Genomic DNA, 23,375 nt, shown 5'->3' on the forward strand with positions numbered 1-23,375 from the left:
GACTTTGGCCCAATGGAGGCATGAACCCTCCGGACGACCAGGTGGCCGAGGAACTCCCCGGCGTCGCCCCACGCCTGCGCGACCTGCGCCGCGGCCGTGGCCTCACCCTGGAGACCGCGGCCCAGCGCGCCGGGCTCTCGCCCGCTCACCTGTCCCGGCTCGAAACGGGCCGGCGCCAGCCCTCGCTGCCGATGCTGCTGCAACTGGCCAGGATCTACGGTACGACGGTCTCCGAGCTGCTCGGCGAGATGCCCCCGGAACGTGACGCGATCGTCCGAGGCCGCCCCTTCGAGGGCGCTGCGGCCAACGGCTGGATGTACCAGCAGGCCGGCGGCTCCGGCCGGGCCATGCAGGCGCTCCGCGTCCGCGTCCCGTACGGAGCCCAGGGCGACCTGGTCCGCGTCCACCCCGGCGAGGAATGGCTGTACGTCCTGGCGGGCCGTCTGCGGGTGACCCTCGGTGACACGGTGCACGACCTGGCCCCCGGGGACAGCGCGCACTTCGACTCGCTCACTCCGCACCGGATCGTGGCCCCGGAGCCGGACGGCTCGGAGCTGCTCTTCGTCCACACCCTGCTCCAGAGCTCCGCCGCCGAGCTGTGTCTCGGCAGCGCAGTCCACCGTCGCTAGACGTCCCGCGGCCGGCGCCCCCGGCCGCCAGAGAGGCCGGCCATGTCCGATTCCGAGAACTACGACCCGCTCACCCCGGCCAAACGGGCGGGCGCCGACACGCACGAGAAGAAGATGCCCCGCGGGCTCGTCATCCGGCTGTTCGCCTACCTGGTGGCCGGGCACGTCATCGCCGGGTTCCTCTACCTGCTGTTCGCGGTGGGGATGCACAACCAGTAGGCCCGCCCGGCGCGCTCAGCCCTCGTCGAGGAGCCGTTCGCGCAGCCGTTCGAGGGTGGCGGGCGCGAGCCCCAGCCCGTCGGAGAGGTAGCGGTCGGTGCCGCCCCAGGTCTCGTCGATGGTCGCGAACGCCGAGGCGAGGTAGTCGGGGTGCGCGCCGAACAGCGGGTTCAGCAGCTCCATCACCTCCGGCGACATCCCGGCGGGCGAGGTGTCGCTGCGCCGGACCCGGTAGCGGCGGTGCGCGTCGTTCGACTTCAGGTAGTCGGCCTCGATGGCCTCGCGCCCGACACCCACCGCCAGCAGCGTCACCGCGATGGAGAGCCCGGCCCGGTCCTTGCCGGCCGCGCAGTGCATCAGCGCCGGCACGCTGTCCTCGGCCAGCGCGTGCAGGACCCGGCTGTGCTCGGCCGTGCGGTCCAGGATGATCGCGCGGTAGGAGGCGACCATGCGGCCGGTCCCCTTCCCGTCGGCCAGGATCGAGCGCAGCTCGTCCATGTCGCCGTCGCGCACCATCCGCCAGAACTCGGCCCCGTCCGCCGGGTCGCTGAGCGGGATGCTCACATTGCGCACGCCCGGCAGCTCCACGTCGAGACCGTCCAGCTTGTGGTCCGCCGCGTTGCGGAAGTCGAAGACGGTGTGCAGGCCGAGACCGGTGAGGAAGGCCGTGTCCTCGGCCGTGGCGTGGGCCAGGTGGCCGCTGCGGTAGAGGCTTCCGTACCGCACCCGACGGCCGTCGGAGGCGGGCAGTCCGCCCACGTCCCGGAAGTTGCGGACACCGGCCAGCACGGGCTCCGTCGGCGGGGTCTGCGGCAGCTGCTGCGTCACGGTCACTCCTGGAGGCTCTGCCCCGGCGCCTGTCGCCGACGGGCCCACGCCCGTGACGATACGACATCGGTTCCAGGGGCAATCATCTCGGTCGGCGCCTCCCTCCGGCGGTGGACGGGGTGCGATTTTCCGTGTGCGGGGCGTTGCCCTCCCTCGTCGCGCGGTCGATGATGTGCGGAACTGTGTGAATCTGTGGCACGTGGACGGGGGCGCGATGATCGAGACGGGCGACCGGGGCCGGACCTGGCTGCTGACCGGGGCGAGCGGCAGCTACGCCTTGCATCTCACCGGCCGGCACGAGCTGCTGCACCTGCACTGGGGCCCGCGGATCTCCCTGGCCGCCGCCGAAGCCCTGGCCGCCGCACCCGCGCCGCCCGGCCGGGGCTTCGAGTCCCCGCTGGACGGCCGCGAGGAGTACCCGGTGGAGGGCGGCCCGCGGTTCGTGCGCCCCGCACTCTCGGTGCGCACCGACGAGGTGCGCGGGACCGCGTGGGTGTTCACGGGCGACGCCGTGGACGGCGACGAGCTGCGGATCTCCTTCGACGATCCGCTGCACCGCCTCGCGATCACCCTGCACTACCGGATGCGCGACGACTCCGACGTCATCGAGCGCTGGACCACGCTCACCCACACCGGACCGGACGGCCCGCCCGTCGAACTGCTCCGCGCCGACGCGGCGGCCTGGTCCCCGCCCGCCCGCGACGGCTGGCGGCTCAGCCGGCTGCACGGCCGCTGGGCGGCGGAGACCCAGCTGGAGCGCACCGAGCTGGCGTACGGGGAACACCTCCTGTCCAGCCGGCGCGGCCACACCGGCCACCAGGGCCTGCCCTGGCTCGCCCTGGACGCGGACGGCGCGGCCACCGAGGAGAACGGCGAGGTCTACGGCTGCGCCCTCGGCTGGTCCGGGTCCTGGCGCATCGCCGTACAGCGGCTGCCCGACGGGCTCGTACAGATCACCGGCGGCGCCGGCTACGACGACTCCGGGCTGCTGCGCCTCGCGCCCGGTCGGTCGTACACCAGCCCCGTCTTCGCCGGACTGTGGAGCGCGGCGGGCTTCGGCGGGGCCAGCCGCGCCTGGCACGCCTGGCAGCTCGCCCATGTGATCCCCGACGCTTCCGAGCCGCGCCCGGTCCTCTACAACTCCTGGGAGGCCACCCGGTTCGACATCGCGGAGGACCAGCAGCGGGCCCTCGCCGAGCGCGCGGCGGCGATGGGCGTCGAGCTGTTCGTCGTGGACGACGCCTGGTTCGGGCAGCGGGTGAGCGACCGGGCCGGGCTCGGCGACTGGACGCCGAACCCGGAGCGGTTCCCGGACGGGCTCGGCCCGCTCGCCCGGTATGTGCACGGGCTGGGCATGCGGTTCGGGATCTGGGTCGAGCCCGAGATGGTCAATCCCGACAGCGATCTCTACCGTGCCCACCCCGACTGGGTGCAGCACTTCCCCGGGCGGGAGCGGACGGAGTTCCGCAATCAGCTGGTCCTGAACCTGGCCCGCCCGGACGTGCGGGCGTATCTGTGGGAGCGGCTGGACGCGCTGCTGTCCACCACGCCGGTCGACTATGTGAAGTGGGACTTCAACCGCTGCTTCTCGGACGCGGGCTGGCCGGGCGCGGACTACCCGCAGCGGCTCTGGACCGAGCACGTGGACGGCCTGTACGCGCTGATCGACCGGCTGCGCGCCGCCCACCCCGCAGTCGCCTTCGAGTCCTGCTCGGGCGGGGGCGGCCGCGTCGACCTGGGCATCCTCTCCCGTACGGACCAGGTCTGGACGTCGGACAACACCGACCCGCTGGACCGCCTCGCCATCCAGGAGGGCTTCGGGCAGATCCATCCCGCCCGGGTGATGGCGGCCTGGGTCACGGACAGCCCGAACCTCCAGCTGAACGGCCGCTTCTCCTCGCTGCGCTTCCGGTTCGTGAGCGCCATGGCCGGGGTGCTGGGGATCGGCGGCGACCTCACCGAGTGGAGCGGGGCCGAGCTGGACGAGGCGCGCGGGTGGGTGGAGCTGTACAAGGAGATCCGCCCGGTCGTGCAGCTGGGGGAGCTGTACCGGCTGCGCGCGCCGGACAGCGGACTCGGCGCCGTGCAGTACGTGCGGGGCGCGGACACCGTCGTACTGATGTGGCTCCATGCCCAGCGGTACGGGGAGGAGCCGCCGGCCCTGCGGCTGCGCGGTCTCGATCCGGAGGCCACGTACACCTGCCTGGACACGGGGGCCGCGCACCACGGTTCGGTGCTGCTGCACCACGGCTTGCGCACCGGGCTGAGCGGGGACCTGGACGCGCGGGTGCTGCGGCTGCGGCGTGGGTGACGGCTACGGCATGTCCGTAATGTGGCGTTTTGCCGAACATGCCCCGGTTGCAAGGGAGATGATCACCCGCTCGTGAGCGGGATCATATCCGTGACGGTGTGTGGTGGCGGTGCGGTGGGGTAGTCCGTATGCCGCGCGGAAAGCCAAGATCCGTAATCCACGGAGTGTGACCGGAATTCCGCGCCGAATTTCCGGTGCCGAATCCCGGGCGGAACCCGTGGCTTGTTTCCGCCGTCCCGGCTCGCTTACGTTCCATGTCAATCCGGATGGAACGCCCAATCCTGCCGCCGTCCGGAATTCGCACCCACTCACCGTGTGGCAGGAGCGGGGGAACCAGGTAAGCCGCCGACCGGGAGAACCGGCCGGCTAGGGGTGAAGCCGCGCCAGCCGCGGCCGGGCATCTCCAGCCCGAACCCGACAGCTCACCTCGCAGGCGCCGGAGAGGAAACCCTTCATGCCCATTTCGGGTAAGCACCGTCGTCCCAAGTCCAGCACCATCGCCCGTGGTGTCGTCGCCGCGAGCGCCGGCGGAGCCGTCATCGCTCTTCCGCTGCTCGGCGCCACCGGTGCCAACGCCGCGGAGCAGGCCGCCCCGGCCACCTCGAAGTCGGCCGCCGCGCACAGCACCCCGGCCAAGTCCGCGAAGAGCGCCGGCACCACCACCTACTCCGTCGTCTCCGGCGACTACCTGTCGAAGATCGCGGCCGAGCACAAGCTCAAGGGCGGCTGGCACAAGCTGTACCAGGACAACCGCGACGTCGTCGGCGAGAACCCGAGCCTGATCTTCCCGGGCATGAAGCTGACGCTCGGCGCCAAGTCGGCCGCGACCGCCTCCACCACCCCGTCGAAGGCCCCCGCCCGGACGGAGGCGAAGGCCGCCCCGAAGACCGAGGCCAAGACGACCGGCACGAAGACCACCACGGCCTCCGAATCCTCCTCCGGCGCCTCCGCGTCCCAGGAGGCCCAGGCCCCGGCCGCCCAGGACAACGCCTCCGGTTACGTCCACCCGGTCCCCGGCAACCACACCACCGCCTACCGCGCCTCCGGCGCCAGCTGGTCCAGCGGCAGCCACACCGGCATCGACTTCCCCGTCGCCACCGGCACCAGCGTGAAGGCCATCACCTCCGGCACCGTCGTCACCGCCGGCTGGGGCGGCGCCTACGGCAACGAGGTCGTCATCAAGCACGCCGACGGCCACTACTCGCAGTACGGCCACATGTCCTCGCTCTCCGTCTCGGCGGGCCAGACCGTGACCGCGGGCCAGCAGATCGGCCTCTCCGGCTCCACCGGCAACGCCACCGGCCCGCACCTCCACTTCGAGGTCCGCACCGGCCCGGCGTACGGCTCGGACATCGACCCGATCGCCTACCTGGCGTCGCACGGGATCAACGTCTGATCCAGCAGGACCGGCCCGCTGAACCGGGCCGCGGCAGGACAGAGAGGGGCGGTGCGCGGCGGCGCACCGCCCCTCTGCTTATTCCCCCTTTACCGAAACCTGACCGGGTGGTTTATCTCACCACCCGTCAACCCCTTATTACGGTCGCGTAGGTCACATTAAGGGGTGCAGGATATGCGCTTGTGGCAGACGATTCGAGAAACATCCAACAGGGCGTCATCAACCGACAGGGCGCCATCGGGTCGTACGCGGCGATTGGCGACAGTTTCACCGAGGGAGTCGGCGACCCCGGCCCGGACGGAACGTTCGTCGGCTGGGCCGACCGGCTCGCGGTCCTTCTCGCGGACCGGCTCCCGGAACCCGGCACGGCAGCGGACGCCGAGGTCTCACCCGTTCCCGCGCACGGGGATTTCCGGTACGCCAATCTCGCCGTACGAGGACGCCTCCTCGACCAGATAGTCGAGGAGCAGGTGCCCCGCGCCAAGGAACTCGCCCCCGATCTGGTGAGCTTCTGCGCCGGCGGCAACGACATCATCCGGCCCGGCACCGACCCCGACGACGTGGCCGAACGCTTCGAGCGCGCGGTCGCCGACCTGACCGGCTCGGTCGGCACCGTCATGATCACCACCGGCTTCGACACCCGTGGCGTGCCCGTGCTGCGCCATCTGCGCGGCAAGATCGCCACCTACACCGCCCACGTACGGGCCATCGCCGACCGCTACGACTGCCCGGTGCTCGACCTGTGGTCGCTGCGCTCCGTGCAGGACCGGCGCGCCTGGGACGGCGACCGGCTGCATCTGTCGCCCGAGGGGCACACCCGGGTCGCGCTGCGCGCCGCCCAGGTCCTCGGACTCGACGTGCCGGCCGACCCGGACCAGGAATGGCCGCCGCAGCCCCCGCGCGGCACCCTGGAGGTCCGGCGCGACGACATCCACTGGGCGCGCGAATACCTCGTCCCGTGGATCGGACGACGGCTGCGCGGCGAGTCCTCCGGGGACCACGTCGAGCCGAAGCGGCCGGACCTGCTGCCGCTCTGACAGAACCGTCGCTGTCCTCAGCCGCCCGCCGCGGCGGCCGGGGACAGCGGCAGCGCGGCCGGTACGCGCTCCAGCACCCCGCCCGCGAAGACGTCGTACAGCGGCAGCGTCTCCAGATGCACATAGCCGATGTGGCAGTCGCAGACGGCGAGCGGGCAGGCCCTCGGCCCCAGCGCCCGGCGGTAGCTGCCGTCGTACAGATTGCCCAGCTCGGCCCGGACGAAGTGGCAGCGGCGCACCGTCCCGTTCCCGTCCACCGAGATCACCGACTCACCGGTCCGGCAGGGCAGCCCCGCCGAGCGGTGCGGATGACGGCTGTACGGGAACAGCGGGTCGATCGCCGTCCACCGGCCGGCCTCCTCGTCCGTGTAGGTGTGTCCCTCGGCGGCGTTCACCCAGAGATAGACCTCGTCCGCCAGGGCCGCGCGCAGCCGCCGCGCCTCACCGAGATGGGCCTCCAGCCCCACCACCCCGACGCTGTGGCGCACCCCGAGGTCCCGCAGCTCCGCGCACCGGGCGAGGAAACGCTCGTACGGTGTCTGCCCCGGGTGGTACGTGCACCACAGCGCGATCCGCTCACGGGCCGCCGCGGGCGCCTCGGCCAGCCACCGTGTCCGCCCGCCGAGGTTCGTCTGGATCGCGACCCGGCGCACCTGCGGCAGCCCGGCCAGCTCCACGATCGCCCGGCGGTACCAGGAGCGCACCAGCCCCTCGCCCCACGGCGTGAACAGCACCGAGATCCGGTCCCCGGTCTGCTCCGCCACCCACGCCGTGAACCGCTCCAGCGCCGCCCGGTCGGCCCGCAACTGCTCCCGGCTGTCGCGCCGCTTGGCGAACGGGCAGTACGGGCAGTCGTAGTCGCACGAGGCGAGCGGGCCCCGGTAGAGAATCGTCAGGTCCACGGATGACTCACTTCAGCTCGTACGCGGCCATCGCGGCCCGCACGGCGGGGGAGAAGAGCTCGGGGCCCAGCGCGTCGGAGTACGCGAGCCCCTCGGACGACAGCCGCAGCAGCCCCTCGGCCGGCGCCGCCGCGTCCAGCCAGCCCCGGGCCTCGAACCGGGCCAGCTCCGCGGGGAAGTCCTCGTACGGGGAGGTGCCGAACCGCTCGCGGTAGCCGGACAGGGGCATGCCATCGGCCTGGAGCACCGACTGGAGGAGATGACGGCGGCGCGCCTCGTCCCCGTCGGTGTACCGCCCGACCTCGGCGCGCGAGAAGTCGGCGGTGGCCGTGTAGGCGTCGATGATCCCGCGCACCTCGCCCATCCGCACCGCGTAGTCGAAGGAGTAGTGCAGGCGCGAGGTGTAGGAGCGGGCGCCGCAGCCCAGGCCGATCATGCCGTCGGTCTGGCAGGCGTGGTCGTCGGGGCCGTCCGTGCGCGGGGCGTCGGCGCGACGGAACATCCGCATCGACACCTGCTCGTAGCCCCGGGCGAGAAGGTGGTCGCGGCCGGCCCGGTAGAGGCGCAGGCGCTGCTCGTCCCAGGCCGGGTCGGCCGCACCGGCGGAGAGCCGGTCCAGTGGGGTCAGCGGACGCACGTACAGCGGGTAGAGATACAGCTCCTCGGGCCGCCAGCGCAGCGCCGTGTCCAGCGAGGTGCGCCAGCTCCGCTCGGTCTGGCCGTCGATGCCGTAGATCAGGTCGATGTTGAGGACGGGTATGGAGGTGTCCCGGATCAGGCCGAGGGCGCGCTCGACGTCGGCGGCGCGCTGCGGGCGCACCGCCGCGCGGGCCTCGGCCTCCACGAAGCTCTGCACACCGATGCTGATCCTGGTCGTGCCCCGCTCGGCGAGGACGGCCAGCCGGTCGGCGGTGGCGGTCGACGGGGACGTCTCCACCGACAGCGGCACCGACCGCAGATCGGCGCCCATGCGCTTCTCGGCGATGTCGCACAGCCGCTCCAGCTCCCCGGCCTCCAGGAAGGTGGGCGTGCCGCCGCCGAACGCCGCCGCGGCGAACCGGACCGGCTCCCCGTCGCCCAGCGCGTCCCGCACCGCGCCCGCCTGCCGGTCCAGCGCGTCGAGATACCGCGAGGCCGGCTCGCCGGGCGCGCCGATCCGGGTGAAGAGATTGCAGAACCCGCAGCGGACCTCGCAGAACGGGATGTGCAGATAGAGGGAGAGCGCGTCCTTGCGTTCCCCCGCCCACAGCTCGCTCAGCGCCGGCCGTCCGCCGGGGACTTCGGCGAGCGGGCGGTACGCCGTCTTGTGCGGATAGGCGTACACATAGCTCTGGTACGGGCGGACGGTCTGTGGCGTGGTCATCGTGCGGTCCCCGGTTCCAGGAAGAAATGGGCGTACGGAACGGTCCAGACGGACGCGTGGCCGAGCCGGTGACCCGTGTAGCCGTCGTCGCCGTACGCCGTGCCGTGGTCGGAGCAGACGATGGCGAAGGCGCGGCGGCGGCTGCTCGCGGCGGCGAAGAGCCGGCCGATGTGCGCGTCGACGTACTCCAGGGCCGCGGCGTGCGTGTCACGGCTGTCCCCGGCATCACGGGTCGCCCCGGCGCGGTGGAACCAGTTCGGCTGGTGCAGCGCGGAGACGTTGACGAACAGGAAGAGCCGCTGACCGGGCGGCAGCGCGGCGACCACCTGCTCGGCCCTGCGCACCTGCGCCTCGAACGAGGTGGGCGAGGCGACGCCGAACTCCGGCTCCCAGTGCGCCTCCTGGAACATCCCCGGCAGCACCGAGCCGAGCGGCCCCCGCTGGTTGAAGAATCCGACACCGCCGACGCACACCGTGCGGTACCCCTCCTTCGCCAGTCCCGAGACCAGGTCCGGGGTGTCGAACACGAAGGTGCGCTCCGCCGTCGTCTCGCTGCCGGCGAACCGGGCGGCGAACAGCCTGGGATGCGGCCCCGGCGTGGCGGGGGTGGGCAGGAACCCCGCGAAGATCGCCTGATGGGAGGCGTAGGTGAAGCTGCCCGGGGCATGCCGCTCCTCCCAGGCACCCCCCGGCAGGTGGCGGGCCAGATGCGGGATGCGCCCGGCGGCGGCGAGCTCCGCCGCCACGTCGTACCGCAGGGTGTCCAGGGTGACGAGCAGCAGGTCGTGGCTGCCCACGACCTCGCTCATGTCGGGGTCCGGGGCGTCCGCGACGCCGGGGGAGGGCTCAGGGGGCAGGGGTGACACGGGTGTTCCTTGCTCGGTTCAGTACGGCGGCGACCTGCGCCGCGTAGGTGTCCAGGCCCTCGGCTCCGCTGCCGGGCAGGCCGGTCAGCCGCGGCAGCAGATCGCCGAAGGCGTTGACCTCGCCGACGGAGAAGCGCCGCCAGCCGGTCAGGGGCAGCAGGTCGACGCCGACGCACAGCGTGTCCGGGAAGACCCGGGCCGCCTGTTCGCAGACGGCCAGGGCCCTGCCCCAGTCGGCCCCCGCCGCCCCCACGGCCGCGCGGACCTGGTCCAGGTCGCCGCGCGCGCCGCCGAGATGCAGATTGGTCATGGGGGAGCGGCTGGTGCGCACCACGGCGTGGGTGGCCCGGCCGTCGACCACGACGACCCGCAGATCCGCGACCCGGCCGCCCTGCGCGGCCTTGGGCAGCCAGCGCTCGATGTGCAGCCCGTCCGGGGCGAGCGCGTCGACGATCGCCGCCACCTCGCGCTCCGTCGTGCACCGGCGCACCCGCAGCGAGTTGTAGAGGCGGCCGGCTGGGTCCCGCTCGACGGAGGTGGCCGCCCGGACCCGGCCGCCGCCGGCCGTCTCCACCGCGAGCACGCCGGACGCGGACGACCCGTGCGCCGGCTTCACGAACACCCGCGGCATGCGGTGCCCGGCCATCAGCGCACGCACGTCGTCCCAGCCCCGCACCGGGGGCGCGGCCCGGCCGGAGGTCGGGGACGCGGGGACGGGCACCCCCGCCGCGTCCAGCACGCCGTGGCACAGCCGCTTGTCGAACAGCACCGCGATGTCGGCCGGGTCGTCCAGCAGCCCGGCCCCGGCCTCGGCCGCGGCCCGCGCCACCTCGCGTACCGCGGCGGTGAACCGGGCGTACCAGAGCGCCGAACCCTCCACCCTCGTCGGGTCGGCGGCGTCCCGCAGCAGCCGGTCCACCTCCGCGTCCTCGCCGGGCGACTCGATCCGCACGATTTCCCCGGGCAGGAAGCGCGCACCGCCGTCCAGCACGTCGAGCCAGGAGACCGTGCGCGCCGCGGGCAGGCCGGCGGCCGCCACCGCGTCCTGGAAGAGGGTCACCCGACGGCTGCCCGGATTGCCGACGACCGCGAGACGCGGCGGCCCGCTACTCGCTGACCGCGACATAGCGGGGCTCGTCGTCATCGGGGTCCCAGTGGTCCGCCTCCGCGAGGTCGACGTGGACGCCCTCGCGGTCGCACAGCTCCTGGAAGCGCGCCATCACCGGGTCGGTGAGGTAGTGGTGGTGCAGGTCGAGACCGGACAGATGGGTGAGCGGCTGGCCGTCGAGCAGGGCCAGGGCGCCCGTGTCGCTGAGGGTGCCCATCGAGAGCGCCAGGAACTCCAGTTGCGCGACGACCGGAGCGGAGGCGACCGCCGCGGCGATCTCGTCCTGGATCTCGCTGTTCTGCAACCCGAGACGGCGAAGCCTCGGAAAGGCACCGCCGGAGAGCAGTGGGGCCAGATCCGCCACCGTGGCGTCCCCCGCGTACCACTGGGAGCCGAACCACAGCTCCAGCCGCTCCAGCGCGGGCAGTTCGCAGGAACCCACCGCGCGCACGACCTGGCCGGGCAGGCCGCCGGACTCGAACCGCAGGGACCGCAGCGCCTCGTGCCGCACCGGCCGAAGCTCCAGGGTCTCTTCGTTCAGCCCGCTGCCACCGCCGCGCACCACCAGCTCCTCCAGGCGGGGGAACGCCTCGATCACCGGGGTGATGTCACACATCTGGAGCCAGGACACCTCGCACTCCTCGCCCACGACATCGGCCAGGAACAGGCCGCGCAGCGCCGGGAAACGGCCGGCGTCCGCGGCGATCAGCTCCACCACGGGACTCAGAGGGCTGTATTCCTCCGACCACCAGGGCCCGATGAGCAGGGCCCGGACCGCCGCCGGGTCGACCGTGTCCAGGAAGTGCTGCCAGAGCACGGGGAACTCCGGCCCGTCCCAGGCACAGTCCAGCCGCCAGGCTATGGAGTCCGCTCCGGGCAGCGTGTCCGGCAGCCCGCCGTCGTCACCCGGTGCCGGAAGGGTGAACACGGGCAGGCCATGGAAGGAGCAGGGGTGATCGATTCCGGTCATCGCGTCATCACTCCGCGACCGTGACGTAGCGGCCCGCGGCGCCCCGGCCGTCCCACGGCTCGCAGCGCTCCGAGAGGTCCACCCGCACCCCGTGCGGCTCCAGTGCCTGGGTGACCCGTCGCTCCATCGGCTCGGTGAGGAAGTGGTGGTGCAGGTCGAGGACGTCGAGGTGGGTCAGCGGCTGCCCCTCCAGAAGGGCGGCCGCGCCCTCGTCGCCGAGCGTGCCGCAGGACAGGTCCAGGGTGCGCAGGCGGGCGACGAGCGGGGCCGGGGCGAGGGCCGCGGCGATCTCGTTCTGGATCTCGCTGTTGCGCAGGCCGAGGTGGTGCAGGGCGGGGAAGCGCGTACCGGACAGCAGCGGCGCCAGGTCCGCCACATGGGCGTCGCCGCCGTAGGCCGAGACACCGAGCCACAGGTCCAGCCGCTCCAGCGACGGCAGTTCGCTGTCCATGACACCGCGCACCACCTCGCGCGGCAGCCCGCCCGTCTCGATGGTGAGCGCCTTCAGACGCTCGTGCCGCGTGGCCGGGAAGACCAGCTCGGACCCGCCGCGCACGCCCAGCTCCACCAGCGCGGGGAAGGCGCCGAGCAGTTCTGTGACGTCGCTCTGCTCGATCCAGGAGATCTCCGCCTCCTCCATCGTCAGATCCCCGACGAACACCGCCTCCAGGGAGGTCAGCCGGCCGGCCGCGGCGATGACGAGACCGATGGGGTACGACGACGTCTCCTCGTACGACTCGCCCCACTGCCCGATGATCAGGGCGCGGACGCCGGCCGGATCGACCTCCGCCAGGAAGGCGTCGAACTCCTCCTCCCACGTCCCCTCGTCCTCGTACGCGTCGATCGAGACCCGCCAGGCGGCGGCGTCGGCCGCGGGCCGGGGGCCGCCGTCCGAGCCGGACTGGAAATCGACGGCCGGAAGGCCCAGCAACGCGTGCAGGTGGTCCACGGACATGGCCCTGAGCTCCTGATGACAGCGACGGATTTGATGTCCGCAAGGTCTATCAAGCCCCACTGACAGCGGGGCGACCGGCCCCGCCCGTGACGGCTCGGCAGCCGATTGTCAGACCCCCGCCGTAGCGTTTTCGATGTGACCGGCACAGCGGGTGCCGACACGGAGGGGAGAGGTCTGTGTACCGGCAGGGCGACGTACTGATCATGGCTCTGGAGGAGTCGGCGGTGCCCGCGCACCTCCTGGAGGCGCCGGGCGAACTGCGCGACGCGCGGGGCCGTCTGGTGCTCGCGCTCGGCGAGGTGACCGGACACGCGCACGCCGTGCCCGGCCCCGGACGGCTGATCCGGGAGGGCGGGGTCTTCGGCCCGATGCTGCTCCACCTCCCCGAAGGCGGACGCGTGGTGCACGAGGAGCACGCCACGATCCCGCTGCCCCAGGGCTGGTTCCGCGTGGTGCGCCAGCGGGAGTACGCGCCGGGGGCGGTCCGTATCGTCGCGGACTGAGCGACGGCGGGACGGGCGCGGCAGCAGGACCTGAAGGCCGGCCCCGGGAGGACCGGGCCGGGAACAGAGCGGAACAGGGGACGGGGAAACCGATGCAGTACGTGGACTCTTGGCGGGCCGTGGCGGCGGCGACCGGCGCGGCGGACCGGGCGGCGGCCGAGGACGGGGTGCGGCTCGCCTACCGGGCGGCGGGCCTCGCCGGGCCGGAGGAAATCGTCTGGGCCGATTCGCCCAGGGCGGCCGTCGAGGCCGTGGCGGGGCTGGCGGACGCGGGCCGCTCCGTCCGCGACGAGGTGAGGACCCGTCCCTGGGCGGAGGAGCGGCGCCGGGTGTACGACGCGCTGGGCCCGGCCGGCTGGTCCGCCCTCTGGTCCGCCACCGGCGCCCAGCTCTGGGAGACCACGGCCGGGCTCGCCGAGCGGATACGGGCGGGGGTGGTGGCCGACCTCGGCGGGGACCCGGACGCGGAGTCCCGGGTGCGGCTCCTCCTGCTCGACGCGGTCCTCGGGCAGCATGACGCGGCCTGGCTCGCCGCGTTCGACGGCCGGGGCGACCGGCTCGACGGGCTGGCGGCGGTGGCGCGCAACGCCGGCTGGTGGTGGCCCTACGAGCGCGTCGCCGTGATCAGCGAGCGCCCCCAGGTGCTGCGACGCGACGAGGCGGGCCGGCTGGACCGGGGCGACGGACCGGCGCTCTCCTACCCCGACGGCTTCGCCCTGTACGCCTGGCGCGGCATGCCGGTCCCGCCGGACTTCCTCGACGAACTGTCCGCGCTGACGCCCCGGCGCATCCGCACCGAGGAGAACGCGGAGCTGCGCCGCGTGATGCTGGAGTACTACGGCTACGACCGCTACCTCACCGAGTCGGGCGCCGAACCGGTCCACCGGGACGAGACGGGCATCCTCTGGCGGATCGCGCTCGCCGGGGACGAGGACGTCGTCATGGTGGAGGTGGTCAACTCGACACCCGAACCGGACGGCACCCACCGCACGTACTGGCTGCGGGTGCCGCCCACGACCAGGACCGCCAGGGCGGGCGTCGCCTGGACCTTCGGACTGAGCGGCGAGACCTACGCGCCGCTGCGGCAGACCTGACCGCGCCGGAAAGGAGAGAGCCCGGCCGTGCCCCGCCCAGGGGCGTGGGCCGTCAGGCGGTCAGGGCCTCGTGGTCGATGCCCAGTTCACGGGCGAGCGCCTGCTCGGTCCACTCCAGCATCGTGGCCCGGGACAGCGGACCCGCGTACGACGCCATCTGCACCGCGAGCCCGTCCAGCAGGGCGGTCAGCCGCCAGGCCACGGACATCGGGTCGTCGCAGAGGAACTCGCCCGCCGCCGCGCCCTCCTCGATGACCTCGGCCAGCTCCGCCTTCCACTGCTGGTCGAGATCGCCGGCCACATTGCGCAGCGCCGGATCGCGGAGGGAGGCCGCCCAGCCCTCGATCCACAGCCGCCAGCCCTTGGCCTGGCCCGTCGGCGCGTACCAGCGGACGGCGGCGCGCAGCCTGCGTACGGCGGTCGTGCGGCGGCTCAACAGCTTGCGCAGATGGGCGAGGTCGATCTCGGCGGCATGCGCGAAGGCGGCCGCGACCAGCTTCTCCTTGGTGGAGAAGTGATAGAGCACAAGCGCGTTGCTCACGCCGAGCACGGACGCCACATCGGCGATGCGCACGGCGGCGACGCCCCGCACCTCGATCTGTTCGACGGCAGCGCGCAGCAGTTCCTCGCGCCGCTCCGCCACACCCAACCGCACTCTTGCCACGGCGTCACCCTAACCAATGCCCGTCCGGGCGCCGGATACACGGGGCGGGTCGCGGGGCTGCCCGAGCGGTCAGCGGTACCAGCCGAAGCGCTCGGCCATCACCGGCAGCCGGTCGGCGGCCACCGCGTGCGCCGCCGCCCTGGGCGTGCAGCCGTCCGCCTCCGCACGGGCCAGAACCAGGCCGACCAGGGCCCGCATCGAGCGCCGGATGTGGGCGAACGCCTCGTCCGCGTCGGCGCCGATGTCGCCGAACAGGGTCCACCACCACCAGGCGTTGGTACCGGAGTTGGCGACCACGTCGGGCAGCACGGTGATCCCGCGCCGGGCGAGCAGGGCCTCGGCTTCGGGCAGCACCGGCATATTGGCGGCCTCGACCACCCAGCGGGCCGTGATCCCGGCCTGGTTCGCGGCGTCCACGGCGTAGGAGACGGCGGCGGGCACCAGCACCTCCGCGTCCTGGACGAGCCAGGCACCGGCGGGCAGTTCCCGGTCGCCGGGGCGCAGTACCGCCCGGTCCACCGTGCCGTGCGCGTCCCGGGCGGCGAGCAGCGCCTCGACGTCGAGCCCGGCCGGGTTCGCGATCGTGCCCTTGATGTCGGCGACCGCGACCACCTTGAGCCCGGCCCGGGACAGGAACCGGGCGCTCGCCCCGCCCATCGTGCCCAGGCCCTGGAGCGCCACCCTGGCATCGCCGTGCGCGACACCGCCGGCGTCCAGCGCGGCGAGCGCCGCCTCGGCGACCCCGCAGCCGCCGGCCAGTTCGTCCAGGCCGATGCCGTCGACCTCGACGGCGAAGGCGTCGGCCAGGCGGCGGCGGGCCCCGGCCTCGTCCTCCAGCAGCGGGTAGACGGCCTGGACCGTGGAGACGAGGCCCGCCTCCGCCGCCGCGCGGTCCACCAGGTCCTGGCTGAGGCCCAGGTCCTCGCCGGTGGTCCAGATACTCTCGATGTACGGGCGCATCGCCCGCAGATAGCGGACCAGGACGCCATAGGCGGCCGGGTCCCTGGGGTCGCAGTCGATGCCGCCCTTGGCACCGCCCAGCGGGATGTAGCGGGCCCCGGTCCGGTCCGCGTCGAAGTGCAGGGCTTCCTTCATCGTCATGCCCCGGGCCAGCCCCGCCACCTCGTCCAGCGTGCAGCCCGGCCGCATCCGCAGCCCGCCGCTGGACACTCCGCGCACCAGCCGGTCGACGACGAGGTGCCCCTGATGGCCGGTGGCGTGGTCGGTCCAGGTCAGCGAGATGAGCGGGGCGGGCGGGGACACCGTGGGCGTGGTCATCGGGAGTGCTCCTCGGTCACTGTCGGCGGGCACTGTCGGCGGGCCGACCCTATTACTGAACAGTCGGTCAGTATTGGGATGCCGGGTCGCCCCTGTCAACGCGGCGTCCGCCGCCGCACCGCCCGCCGGCCGGAACGCGCCGGTGTCCGCGAGGGGAGGGGAAGGGGCGGGACGGCGTGCCGGATGCGGAATCCTGGGGGAGGCCCGCTCGTTGGATCCGGCATGACTGGATTCGACGCACGACAGGAGGCGCTGCTCCGGCTCTTCGGCGAGAGCGACAGCGGCGTCCTGGTCACACTCAAGAAGGACGGCAGGCCCCAGCTGTCCAATGTCAACCACTTCTACTACCCCGACGAGCACATCGTCCGGGTCTCGGTCACCGAGGGCCGCGCGAAGACCCGGAACCTGCGCCGGGACCCCCGGGCGAGCTACCACGTCACGACGGAGGACCGCTGGGCCTGGACCGTCGCGGACGGCACCGCCGAGCTGTCCGGGCCGGCCGCCGAGCCCGGGGACGCCGTCGTGGAGGAGCTGATCCGGCTCTACCGGGACGTACGGGGCGAGCACCCCGACTGGGACGACTACCGCGCGGCCATGGTCCGGGACCGGCGCGTCGTCCTGCGACTGCGTGTCGAGCACGTGTACGGACAGCAACGTGGGTAAGGCGGCAGGCGCGGAACACCATCCCCTTGGGTGTTCTGCTCTCGCACTGTCGTGCCCCCTGTCCATAATGAGACGACACCGACTCCCTCAGGAGATCTTGTGACCGGCGCTGACAACAGGCTTCCGCTCCGCACCCGGCTGCGTGCGCTGCGCCCCGCTGCCTTCGGGGCCGACCCGGACGGCGCACGCATGGAGCGCATCCGCCGTTCCCCCAACTTCGCCGACGGTGTCTTCAAGAACCCGGTCGGGGCGAGTATCAGACCCTCCGGCTCGGCGCTGGATTTCGCCAGGGTCTACTTCCGCAAGGAGGAGCGGGTGCTCAGGTCGCCCGCCGGGACCGTGCCCGTCCATGCCACGACCCTGGCCGACCTGGCCGAGCCCCCCGCCTCCGGCCTCCGGATCACCTGGATGGGGCATTCCAGTGTGCTCGCCGAGATCGACGGGCGGCGCGTCCTGTTCGACCCGGTCTGGGGGGAGCGCTGTTCCCCCTTCGCGTTCGCCGGGCCCAAGCGCCTGCACCCCGCGCCGCTGCCGCTCGCGGCCCTCGGCCCGGTCGACGTGGTGGTGATCTCGCACGACCACTACGACCACCTCGACCTCCCGACGATCCGCGCCCTGGCCCGCACGGACACGGTCTTCGCGGTCCCGCTCGGGGTCGGCGCCCACCTGGAGAGCTGGGGCGTCGCGCCCGACCGGCTCCGTGAGCTCGACTGGAACGAGACCGCGACGGTCGCCGGGATCAACCTCACCGCCACCCCCGCCCGCCACTTCTGCGGGCGCGGACTGCGCAACCAGCAGCACACCCTCTGGGCGTCCTGGGCGGTCGCGGGACCCGAGCACCGGATCTACCACAGCGGTGACACCGGATACTTCCCCGGCTTCAGGACCATCGGGGCCGAGCACGGGCCGTTCGACGCCACCATGATCCAGATCGGCGCGTACAGCCAGTTCTGGTCCAAGGACCGCACGGACGGCATGCCGGAGCCCGGCGCGTGGCCGGACATCCACATGAGCCCCGACGAGGGCGTCCGCGCCCACCTCGACCTCCAGGGCGACGACCCCGCGGCGGGAGTCATGCTGCCGATCCACTGGGGCACGTTCAACCTCGCGCTGCACCCCTGGGCCGAGCCCGCCGAATGGTCCATGCGCGCCACCCGGTCCGTCGGCGTGACGATGGCGTCCCCGCGGCCCGGCCAGCCGTTCGAGCCCGCCGATCCGCCGCCCGTCGAGCCTTGGTGGCGTGCGGTGGCCGCCGAGCCCGCGCCCGGCTGGGGCAACTGGCCCCCGGTCCACGTACAGGGCACCGACGCACCGGACACCACCGCCCTCGGTTTCGACCGGGACCGCGACCGGGCACCCCAGACCTGAGGGCCGGGCGTACGCCCCGGACGGGCGGGCGGGGCGTACGCCGGGCAGGGAAGAGAGCGCACGGGCTCCGCCGACGAGACGGTCACGTCCTCAGGGAGCGGCGATGCTGCGGGTGCACTTCACATCCGACGACCTCGCGCGGGTCCGTGTGGCTCCCGGGCCGGACTTCCTCTGGGAGATAAGCAACAGCGTCCAGACCCTCCAACGGCGCGACGGGGAAAGGGAGTTCGGCGACTGGCGGCGCTGGGTGCGGCCCCGGCTCTCCAGCAGCCCGCGCCTCCTCTCCCGCCTGCTGCCCCCGCGCGGCTACTCGCCGGACTTCCTCACGCCCACCTCCGGTGACCGGGGCACCCTCCAGGCGTCCGTCGACGTCCTGCTGAGCACCCCGCGCGGGCGGCTCAGGGCCGAACTGGCACGCCTCGCCACCCCCGTACAACTGCCCGGGTGGCTCGGCGCGCTGGCCGGGGGCGACGCGGAGGCCCTGCGCCAGCTGGGCGGCGCCCTGCGCACGTACCAGCGGGAGGCGCTGGCCCCCTACTGGCGGCGCGTGCACGCGGACATCGACGCCGACCGCGCCCTGCGGCTGCGCGGTCTCCTCGACGGCGGCACGGAAGGGCTGCTGGCCGGGCTCGGCCCGCAGTTCCGCTGGCGCGCGCCGGTGCTCGAAGCGGCGTATCCCGTCGAGCAGGACCTGTGGCTGCGCGGGCGGGGCCTCGTGCTCCAGCCGTCGTTCTTCTGCTGGCCCACGCCCATCACGCTGGCCGACGGGGACCTGCCGCCCGTGCTGGTCTACCCCATCCACCACAGCGCCGACTGGGCCGGACCCGCCCCCGCCCCCGGCACCCGCCCGGCGGCCGGCTCCGGGCCGCTGGGACCGCTCCTCGGGCACACCCGCGCCGGCATCCTGCGCGCCACCCGCACCGGCTGTTCGACCGTGGAGGCGGCCCGCCTCCTCGATGTGACCCACCCCGCCGTCAGCCAGCACATCAACGTGCTGCGGGCGGCGGGCCTGGTCACCACCGTGCGCCGCGCCGGACGGTCCTTCCACGTGGCCACCGCCGAAGGACGCGCCCTGCTGGCCGCCGAGGAGTACGGCCCCGAGTGACGGCGCGTCACCCGCACGCGTAAGCCCCAGCTTTCGGCGCTTGCGCCCGTGGCCGGACCGGGACGACCCTGAGGGCCGTCGCACACGGCCGCGCGTACCCCGGCCGTTTCTGCACGCGAGGCCCGCCCCCCACCCTCAGGAGCCCTCATGCGCAAGAGACTCGTGTCCTCGGCCGTCGCCGCGGTCGCCCTCGGAGCCCTCCTCCAGCCCGGCACCGCATTCGCGTCCGCCCCCACCCCGCACCTCGCCCCCGCGGCCGTGCTCGCCCACGGCTCATCGGCCGGGACCGCCGTCCTCAGCGGGCACAACCAGCCGGGCACCCGGCTGACCGTCGACGCCGGAAGCACGGCGAGCGCGCACTGGCTGGAGATCGACTACCAGGTCCAGCAGACCGGATACTGGTGCGGTCCGGCCGCCACCCGCATCGCTCTCTCCGCCCGCACCGCCCCGCCCAGCCAGGCCGACCTCGCCTGGCAGCTCGGCACCACCGAGAACGGCACCGACCACATATCCCAGGTCACCGGGGTGCTCAACGCCAACCTCGGCGGCGGCTGGTACGAGACCAAGGAGATGCCGAACGACCCGCCGACCCAGGCCCAGCGGGACCTGCTCTGGTACGACATCGTCTTCGACATCGACCGCAACTACCCGCTGGTCACCAACATCGTGGCGCCGCCCGGCAACCAGCCGCCCGGCTACCCCTCGAACCAGACGATCTACCACTACTTCACGGTCTTCGGCTACGACGAGGTCGACCGCACCGTCCTCATCGCCGACCCCGCCTCCTTCAGCGGCAACCAGATCTACTGGATCTCCTTCGACCAGCTCGCCACGCTGATCCCGCCGAAGGGCTACTCGGCATGACCACCCCCGCCCCGTCCCGGCCACGTCCGCGCACCCTTGTCACCAGGAGGTCATGGTGAGCGATCACCGCCCCAGCCGCAGGAACGTCATCAGGGCCGCCGGAGGACTCTCCGCGGCGATGGCCCTGGGGACCGCCGGCCTGCTCGCGTCGGCCTCGCCCGCCAGCGCGGCCGGCGACGGATTCGGACTGCGCATCGTGGACCGCAACGAGAGCGACCCGCGCATGTGGTACTACCGCTTCGCGACGGACGCGATCGGCTGGAACCCGGGCGTCAACGTCCTGCTCCCCGACGGCTACCACACGAGCGGCCGCACCTACCCGGTGCTCTACCTGTTCCACGGCGGCGGCACCGACCAGGACTTCATCACCTTCGACCGCATGGGCATCCGCGCCTGGACGGCCGGCAAGCCCCTCATCGTGGTGATGCCCGACGGCGGACACGCGGGCTGGTACTCCAACCCGGTCAGCTCCAACACCGGCCCGCGCAACTGGGAGACCTTCCACATCGCCCAGCTGCTCCCGTGGATCGACGCCAACTTCCGTACGTACGCCGAATACGACGGCCGGGCCGTCTCCGGGTTCTCCATGGGCGGGTTCGGCGCGCTGAAGTACGCGGCCAAGTACTACGGGCACTTCGCCTCCGTGAGCGCGCACTCCGGCCCGGCCAGCCTGCGCCGTGACGCCGGTCTGGTCACGCACTGGGCCAACGTCTCGTCGGCCGCGGTGGAGCTGGGCGGCGGCTCGGTCTACGGCATGCCGCTGTGGGACGAGGCCCGGGTCAGCGCCGACAACCCGGTCCAGCGCGTCGAGAGCTACCGCAACAAGCGGGTCTTCCTGGTCGCCGGCACCAGCCCCGACCCGGTCAACTGGTTCGACCAGGTCAACGAGAACCAGGTGCTCGCCGGACAGCGCGAATTCCGGGGACTGCTCGGGCAGGCCGGGATCGCTCACGAGTGGCACGAGGAACCCGGCGGGCACTTCGTCCGTCCCGCCCTGTTCACCCGCGACCTCGACGGAATCATCGGCAGGCTCCGCAAGGCGTAGCGCGTACGTACCCAGGCAGGCAAGCCCCCTCGACCGCCGTCGAGGGGGCTCGCTCGCGTCACGGCACCCCCCTTCGCGGGCAGTTGACCCGGAATGGGCCCCGGAGAAATCGGTCGTTCGTGCGAGCGCTCATACCAGAGCGGGACGGATGGCGGGCAAGTTCCCCAACTGCCCCTCACGCCCTCGCACCTGACGACTACCGTGAGTGCCCGGTGATCAACGGTGGGCTCATATTCTCCGGGCCCGCCCGGCCGATGACCCCGAGAACGACCGACCACCGTAGGTGCCACCACATGAATGCAGATTCCTGGGGCCCCACGTACCGAGGACGCTGATGTCTCAACTTCGCGCACCCGACGCGCGACCGGATCGACGAGAGGGCGGGCGGCACGGCCGACCGGGCGCCCGTTCCCACTCGGCCGCGGCCCGACCACGCGCCGCCCGGCCGTCCCCCGAGGCGCGCATACGCCCTCAACTCCTGCGCACCGCCGTGCTGCCGGCCCTCGCCGTCGCCCTGGCCGGCGCCGCGGCCGTCATCTTCACCGCCCGCGCGGGCCACGCCCGGCCGTCCACCGAACTCTGGACCGCGCTGGGCGCCGCCGGCGCGCTCGCCCTCGCCTCGATCCTCGCCGCCTTCCTCGCCGCCAACCGGGCCGCCACCACGGTTCTCGGCCGCTGCCTCGCGCTGCGCCGGACCAGCGCCCAGGGCCAGGCGGAGCTGCAACGCGTGGTGGAGCGGCTCCGCAACGGCGAGCCCGTCCCCGTCAGCCGCTCCCCGCAGCCCCTCGCACCCGGCAGCGACCCCTTCGAACTGCTCGCCCAGGAGCTCGGCCGCCAGCAGGAAGCCGCCGTGGCCGCCGTCGTCCACGCCGCACAGCTCTCCGAGAACAGCGGCGAGGACCAGAAGGTCGAGGTCTTCGTCAACCTCGCCCGCCGCCTCCAGTCGCTCGTGCACCGCGAGATCCAGCTGCTCGACGAGCTGGAGCACGAGGTCGAGGACCCGGACCTGCTCAAGGGCCTCTTCCACGTCGACCACCTGGCCACCCGCATCCGCCGGCACGCCGAGAACCTCGCCGTGCTCGGCGGCGCCGTCTCCCGCCGCCAGTGGAGCAACCCGGTCACCATGACCGAGGTACTGCGCTCGGCCATCGCCGAGGTCGAGCACTACCCGCGGGTCAAGCTCGTGCCCCCGATCTACGGCACCCTCCGCGGCCACGCCGTCGCCGACGTCATCCACCTGCTGGCCGAACTCGTGGAGAACGCCACCGTGTTCTCCGCCCCGCACACCCAGGTGCTGATGCGGGCCCAGCACGTCACCGCCGGGCTCGCCCTGGAGGTGGAGGACCGCGGACTGGGCATGCCGGAGGACGAGCAGAAGCGGATGAACGCCCTGCTCACCGACCCCGACCAGGTCAACGTCGCCCGCCTGCTCCAGGACGGCCGGATCGGGCTGTTCGTGGTGGCCTCGCTGGCCCGGCGGCACGGCATCGCCGTACGGCTCCAGAGCAACATCTACGGCGGCACCCAGGCCGTGCTCGTGCTGCCGCAGACCCTGCTCGGCGCCGAAGACGACTCCTCCGGCCCCACCGCCGACGCGCCGGTCCCGGCCCCCGGGCCGGTACACCGCCCGCCGCCCCACGAGGACACCGTCGCGCCCCGCGACCCGGCCCCGGCGCCCGCCCCCGAGCCGGAGCGCCGACCGTACGTCCCCAGCCGGCAGCTGAGGCTCGACCGCCCCCCGCAGCAGGCACGCCGCCAGGACGAGGCCCCACCGCTTCCCCTGCGCGCCGAACGGGCGGCGACGCCCGCCCCCGCCGACCAGGCCCCGCCCGAGACGGCTGCGGTCCACGGCACCATGGACCGGCCCCAGCTCCCCAAACGCGCCAACCAGGAGCACCTGGTCCCGCAGCTCAGGGAGGCCCCCGCCCCGCGGCCCGATGACGAGCCCGTCCTGCACGACCCCGGGCTCGTGGCCGCCTTCCGGCGCGGTATCGACCTCGCCGAGGCCCGCGCCGAGTCAGAGGCCGAGCCGGAGCCCGCACCGGAGGCGCCGGCCGGTGCCACCCGCACCACGACGGCCGCGCGGGTCGGGGCACCGCTCCAGCCGCTCCCCGTCCGGGGCGCGGCCGCGCCCGCGCACCCGCATGGTGCCGGGGCCTACCCCGGCGACCACGACCCCCTCGCAGCGAACCCCACCAAGGAGTAGA

At 73.3% G+C, this 23,375-nt stretch carries 22 protein-coding genes and 1 riboswitch; of the genes, 13 read left to right on the plus strand and 9 right to left on the minus strand.

Annotation, left to right across the window (positions count from 1 at the left end; genetic code table 11):
• Nucleotides 1-20 precede the first annotated feature (20 nt).
• Nucleotides 21-629: a helix-turn-helix domain-containing protein gene (locus P8A18_RS30560; protein ID WP_306059785.1), complete on the plus strand. Its 609-nt coding sequence runs from the start codon at nucleotides 21-23 to the stop codon at nucleotides 627-629.
• Between the two features lie 42 nt (nucleotides 630-671).
• The gene (locus P8A18_RS30565; RefSeq protein ID WP_306059787.1) at nucleotides 672-848 is read left to right on the plus strand and encodes a DUF6126 family protein; all 177 of its coding nucleotides are present in this window, start codon (nucleotides 672-674) and stop codon (nucleotides 846-848) included.
• A gap of 15 nt (nucleotides 849-863) precedes the next feature.
• Here the strand turns inward: P8A18_RS30565 and P8A18_RS30570 are convergent, their stop codons facing one another.
• Nucleotides 864-1,676 carry a tyrosine-protein phosphatase gene (locus tag P8A18_RS30570; RefSeq protein ID WP_306059789.1) on the minus strand — a complete coding sequence of 271 codons (813 nt, stop codon included), beginning with the start codon at nucleotides 1,674-1,676 and terminating at the stop codon, nucleotides 864-866.
• A 214-nt stretch (nucleotides 1,677-1,890) separates the two neighbouring features.
• Between P8A18_RS30570 and P8A18_RS30575 the strand changes: the two genes are divergently transcribed.
• The 3 genes from P8A18_RS30575 (at nucleotide 1,891) to P8A18_RS30585 (ending at nucleotide 6,420) form a co-directional block, all read left to right on the plus strand.
• The gene (locus P8A18_RS30575) at nucleotides 1,891-3,987 is read left to right on the plus strand and encodes an alpha-galactosidase (RefSeq protein WP_306061242.1); all 2,097 of its coding nucleotides are present in this window, start codon (nucleotides 1,891-1,893) and stop codon (nucleotides 3,985-3,987) included.
• Nucleotides 3,988-4,278: 291 nt separating this feature from the next.
• Nucleotides 4,279-4,438, plus strand: a riboswitch (cyclic di-AMP (ydaO/yuaA leader).
• 3 nt (nucleotides 4,439-4,441) lie between these two features.
• The gene (locus P8A18_RS30580) at nucleotides 4,442-5,383 is read left to right on the plus strand and encodes a M23 family metallopeptidase (RefSeq protein ID WP_306059791.1); all 942 of its coding nucleotides are present in this window, start codon (nucleotides 4,442-4,444) and stop codon (nucleotides 5,381-5,383) included.
• A 182-nt stretch (nucleotides 5,384-5,565) separates the two neighbouring features.
• On the plus strand, nucleotides 5,566-6,420 hold the full coding sequence (locus tag P8A18_RS30585) for an SGNH/GDSL hydrolase family protein (protein WP_306059793.1): 855 nt from the start codon (nucleotides 5,566-5,568) through the stop codon (nucleotides 6,418-6,420).
• A gap of 17 nt (nucleotides 6,421-6,437) precedes the next feature.
• Here the strand turns inward: P8A18_RS30585 and P8A18_RS30590 are convergent, their stop codons facing one another.
• The 6 genes from P8A18_RS30590 to P8A18_RS30615 are packed head-to-tail and all read right to left on the minus strand — an operon-like array spanning nucleotide 6,438 to nucleotide 12,584.
• Nucleotides 6,438-7,322 carry an STM4011 family radical SAM protein gene (locus P8A18_RS30590; protein WP_306059795.1) on the minus strand — a complete coding sequence of 295 codons (885 nt, stop codon included), beginning with the start codon at nucleotides 7,320-7,322 and terminating at the stop codon, nucleotides 6,438-6,440.
• A gap of 7 nt (nucleotides 7,323-7,329) precedes the next feature.
• Nucleotides 7,330-8,685 (minus strand): STM4012 family radical SAM protein, encoded by a 1,356-nt coding sequence (locus tag P8A18_RS30595; RefSeq protein WP_306059797.1) that lies wholly within the window; start codon nucleotides 8,683-8,685, stop codon nucleotides 7,330-7,332.
• Nucleotides 8,682-9,494, minus strand: a complete 813-nt coding sequence (locus P8A18_RS30600) for an STM4013/SEN3800 family hydrolase (protein ID WP_306061244.1) — start codon at nucleotides 9,492-9,494, stop codon at nucleotides 8,682-8,684. Before P8A18_RS30600 ends, P8A18_RS30595 begins: the two co-directional genes overlap by 4 nt.
• Before the next feature lie 37 nt (nucleotides 9,495-9,531).
• Nucleotides 9,532-10,677 carry an STM4014 family protein gene (locus tag P8A18_RS30605; RefSeq protein ID WP_306059799.1) on the minus strand — a complete coding sequence of 382 codons (1,146 nt, stop codon included), beginning with the start codon at nucleotides 10,675-10,677 and terminating at the stop codon, nucleotides 9,532-9,534.
• Nucleotides 10,658-11,629, minus strand: coding sequence for an STM4015 family protein (locus tag P8A18_RS30610; protein WP_306059801.1), 972 nt, complete (start codon nucleotides 11,627-11,629; stop codon nucleotides 10,658-10,660). Before P8A18_RS30610 ends, P8A18_RS30605 begins: the two co-directional genes overlap by 20 nt.
• Nucleotides 11,630-11,636: 7 nt before the next feature.
• Complete coding sequence (locus tag P8A18_RS30615; RefSeq protein WP_306059803.1) at nucleotides 11,637-12,584, minus strand: STM4015 family protein; 948 nt, start codon at nucleotides 12,582-12,584, stop codon at nucleotides 11,637-11,639.
• Between the two features lie 176 nt (nucleotides 12,585-12,760).
• Here P8A18_RS30615 and P8A18_RS30620 point away from each other — a divergent pair, with 176 nt between their 5' ends.
• On the plus strand, nucleotides 12,761-13,087 hold the full coding sequence (locus P8A18_RS30620; protein WP_306059805.1) for a DUF8820 family protein: 327 nt from the start codon (nucleotides 12,761-12,763) through the stop codon (nucleotides 13,085-13,087).
• A gap of 92 nt (nucleotides 13,088-13,179) precedes the next feature.
• Nucleotides 13,180-14,181: a DUF6745 domain-containing protein gene (locus P8A18_RS30625; protein ID WP_306059807.1), complete on the plus strand. Its 1,002-nt coding sequence runs from the start codon at nucleotides 13,180-13,182 to the stop codon at nucleotides 14,179-14,181.
• A gap of 52 nt (nucleotides 14,182-14,233) precedes the next feature.
• Here the strand turns inward: P8A18_RS30625 and P8A18_RS30630 are convergent, their stop codons facing one another.
• Both P8A18_RS30630 and P8A18_RS30635 read right to left on the minus strand, forming a co-directional pair.
• The gene (locus P8A18_RS30630; RefSeq protein ID WP_306061246.1) at nucleotides 14,234-14,824 is read right to left on the minus strand and encodes a TetR/AcrR family transcriptional regulator; all 591 of its coding nucleotides are present in this window, start codon (nucleotides 14,822-14,824) and stop codon (nucleotides 14,234-14,236) included.
• A gap of 90 nt (nucleotides 14,825-14,914) precedes the next feature.
• Nucleotides 14,915-16,123 (minus strand): Glu/Leu/Phe/Val dehydrogenase dimerization domain-containing protein, encoded by a 1,209-nt coding sequence (locus P8A18_RS30635; RefSeq protein ID WP_306059809.1) that lies wholly within the window; start codon nucleotides 16,121-16,123, stop codon nucleotides 14,915-14,917.
• Nucleotides 16,124-16,345: 222 nt separating this feature from the next.
• Between P8A18_RS30635 and P8A18_RS30640 the strand changes: the two genes are divergently transcribed.
• The 6 genes from P8A18_RS30640 (at nucleotide 16,346) to P8A18_RS30665 (ending at nucleotide 23,374) form a co-directional block, all read left to right on the plus strand.
• Nucleotides 16,346-16,786 (plus strand): PPOX class F420-dependent oxidoreductase, encoded by a 441-nt coding sequence (locus P8A18_RS30640; protein ID WP_018552413.1) that lies wholly within the window; start codon nucleotides 16,346-16,348, stop codon nucleotides 16,784-16,786.
• Nucleotides 16,787-16,885: 99 nt separating this feature from the next.
• The gene (locus P8A18_RS30645) at nucleotides 16,886-18,154 is read left to right on the plus strand and encodes an MBL fold metallo-hydrolase (RefSeq protein ID WP_306059812.1); all 1,269 of its coding nucleotides are present in this window, start codon (nucleotides 16,886-16,888) and stop codon (nucleotides 18,152-18,154) included.
• Nucleotides 18,155-18,257: 103 nt separating this feature from the next.
• A complete protein-coding gene (locus P8A18_RS30650; protein ID WP_306059814.1) occupies nucleotides 18,258-19,259 on the plus strand; it encodes an ArsR/SmtB family transcription factor in 1,002 nt (333 codons plus the stop codon).
• Between the two features lie 147 nt (nucleotides 19,260-19,406).
• On the plus strand, nucleotides 19,407-20,123 hold the full coding sequence (locus P8A18_RS30655; RefSeq protein ID WP_306059816.1) for a C39 family peptidase: 717 nt from the start codon (nucleotides 19,407-19,409) through the stop codon (nucleotides 20,121-20,123).
• Nucleotides 20,124-20,175: 52 nt separating this feature from the next.
• Complete coding sequence (locus P8A18_RS30660; RefSeq protein WP_306059818.1) at nucleotides 20,176-21,168, plus strand: alpha/beta hydrolase; 993 nt, start codon at nucleotides 20,176-20,178, stop codon at nucleotides 21,166-21,168.
• Nucleotides 21,169-21,502: 334 nt separating this feature from the next.
• A complete protein-coding gene (locus P8A18_RS30665) occupies nucleotides 21,503-23,374 on the plus strand; it encodes a sensor histidine kinase (RefSeq protein ID WP_306059820.1) in 1,872 nt (623 codons plus the stop codon).
• The last annotated feature ends 1 nt before the right edge of the window (nucleotide 23,375 follow it).

Origin of the sequence: Streptomyces sp. Mut1, assembly GCF_030719295.1 — a bacterium.
In the GTDB taxonomy this organism is placed as follows: Bacteria; Actinomycetota; Actinomycetes; order Streptomycetales; family Streptomycetaceae; genus Streptomyces; species Streptomyces castrisilvae.

What these genes read in the sequence shown, in the direction of transcription:
- P8A18_RS30575 (WP_306061242.1), top strand. Translation starts at nt 1,891, where the DNA reads ATGATCGAGACGGGCGACCGGGGCCGGACCTGGCTGCTGACCGGGGCG.
- P8A18_RS30610 (WP_306059801.1), bottom strand. Translation starts at nt 11,629, where the DNA reads ATGACCGGAATCGATCACCCCTGCTCCTTCCATGGCCTGCCCGTGTTC.
- P8A18_RS30580 (WP_306059791.1), top strand. Translation starts at nt 4,442, where the DNA reads ATGCCCATTTCGGGTAAGCACCGTCGTCCCAAGTCCAGCACCATCGCC.
- P8A18_RS30655 (WP_306059816.1), top strand. Translation starts at nt 19,407, where the DNA reads ATGCGCAAGAGACTCGTGTCCTCGGCCGTCGCCGCGGTCGCCCTCGGA.
- P8A18_RS30615 (WP_306059803.1), bottom strand. Translation starts at nt 12,584, where the DNA reads ATGTCCGTGGACCACCTGCACGCGTTGCTGGGCCTTCCGGCCGTCGAT.
- P8A18_RS30595 (WP_306059797.1), bottom strand. Translation starts at nt 8,685, where the DNA reads ATGACCACGCCACAGACCGTCCGCCCGTACCAGAGCTATGTGTACGCC.
- P8A18_RS30640 (WP_018552413.1), top strand. Translation starts at nt 16,346, where the DNA reads ATGACTGGATTCGACGCACGACAGGAGGCGCTGCTCCGGCTCTTCGGC.
- P8A18_RS30565 (WP_306059787.1), top strand. Translation starts at nt 672, where the DNA reads ATGTCCGATTCCGAGAACTACGACCCGCTCACCCCGGCCAAACGGGCG.
- P8A18_RS30625 (WP_306059807.1), top strand. Translation starts at nt 13,180, where the DNA reads ATGCAGTACGTGGACTCTTGGCGGGCCGTGGCGGCGGCGACCGGCGCG.
- P8A18_RS30635 (WP_306059809.1), bottom strand. Translation starts at nt 16,123, where the DNA reads ATGACCACGCCCACGGTGTCCCCGCCCGCCCCGCTCATCTCGCTGACC.
- P8A18_RS30560 (WP_306059785.1), top strand. Translation starts at nt 21, where the DNA reads ATGAACCCTCCGGACGACCAGGTGGCCGAGGAACTCCCCGGCGTCGCC.
- P8A18_RS30665 (WP_306059820.1), top strand. Translation starts at nt 21,503, where the DNA reads ATGTCTCAACTTCGCGCACCCGACGCGCGACCGGATCGACGAGAGGGC.
- P8A18_RS30660 (WP_306059818.1), top strand. Translation starts at nt 20,176, where the DNA reads ATGGTGAGCGATCACCGCCCCAGCCGCAGGAACGTCATCAGGGCCGCC.
- P8A18_RS30605 (WP_306059799.1), bottom strand. Translation starts at nt 10,677, where the DNA reads ATGTCGCGGTCAGCGAGTAGCGGGCCGCCGCGTCTCGCGGTCGTCGGC.
- P8A18_RS30650 (WP_306059814.1), top strand. Translation starts at nt 18,258, where the DNA reads ATGCTGCGGGTGCACTTCACATCCGACGACCTCGCGCGGGTCCGTGTG.
- P8A18_RS30600 (WP_306061244.1), bottom strand. Translation starts at nt 9,494, where the DNA reads ATGAGCGAGGTCGTGGGCAGCCACGACCTGCTGCTCGTCACCCTGGAC.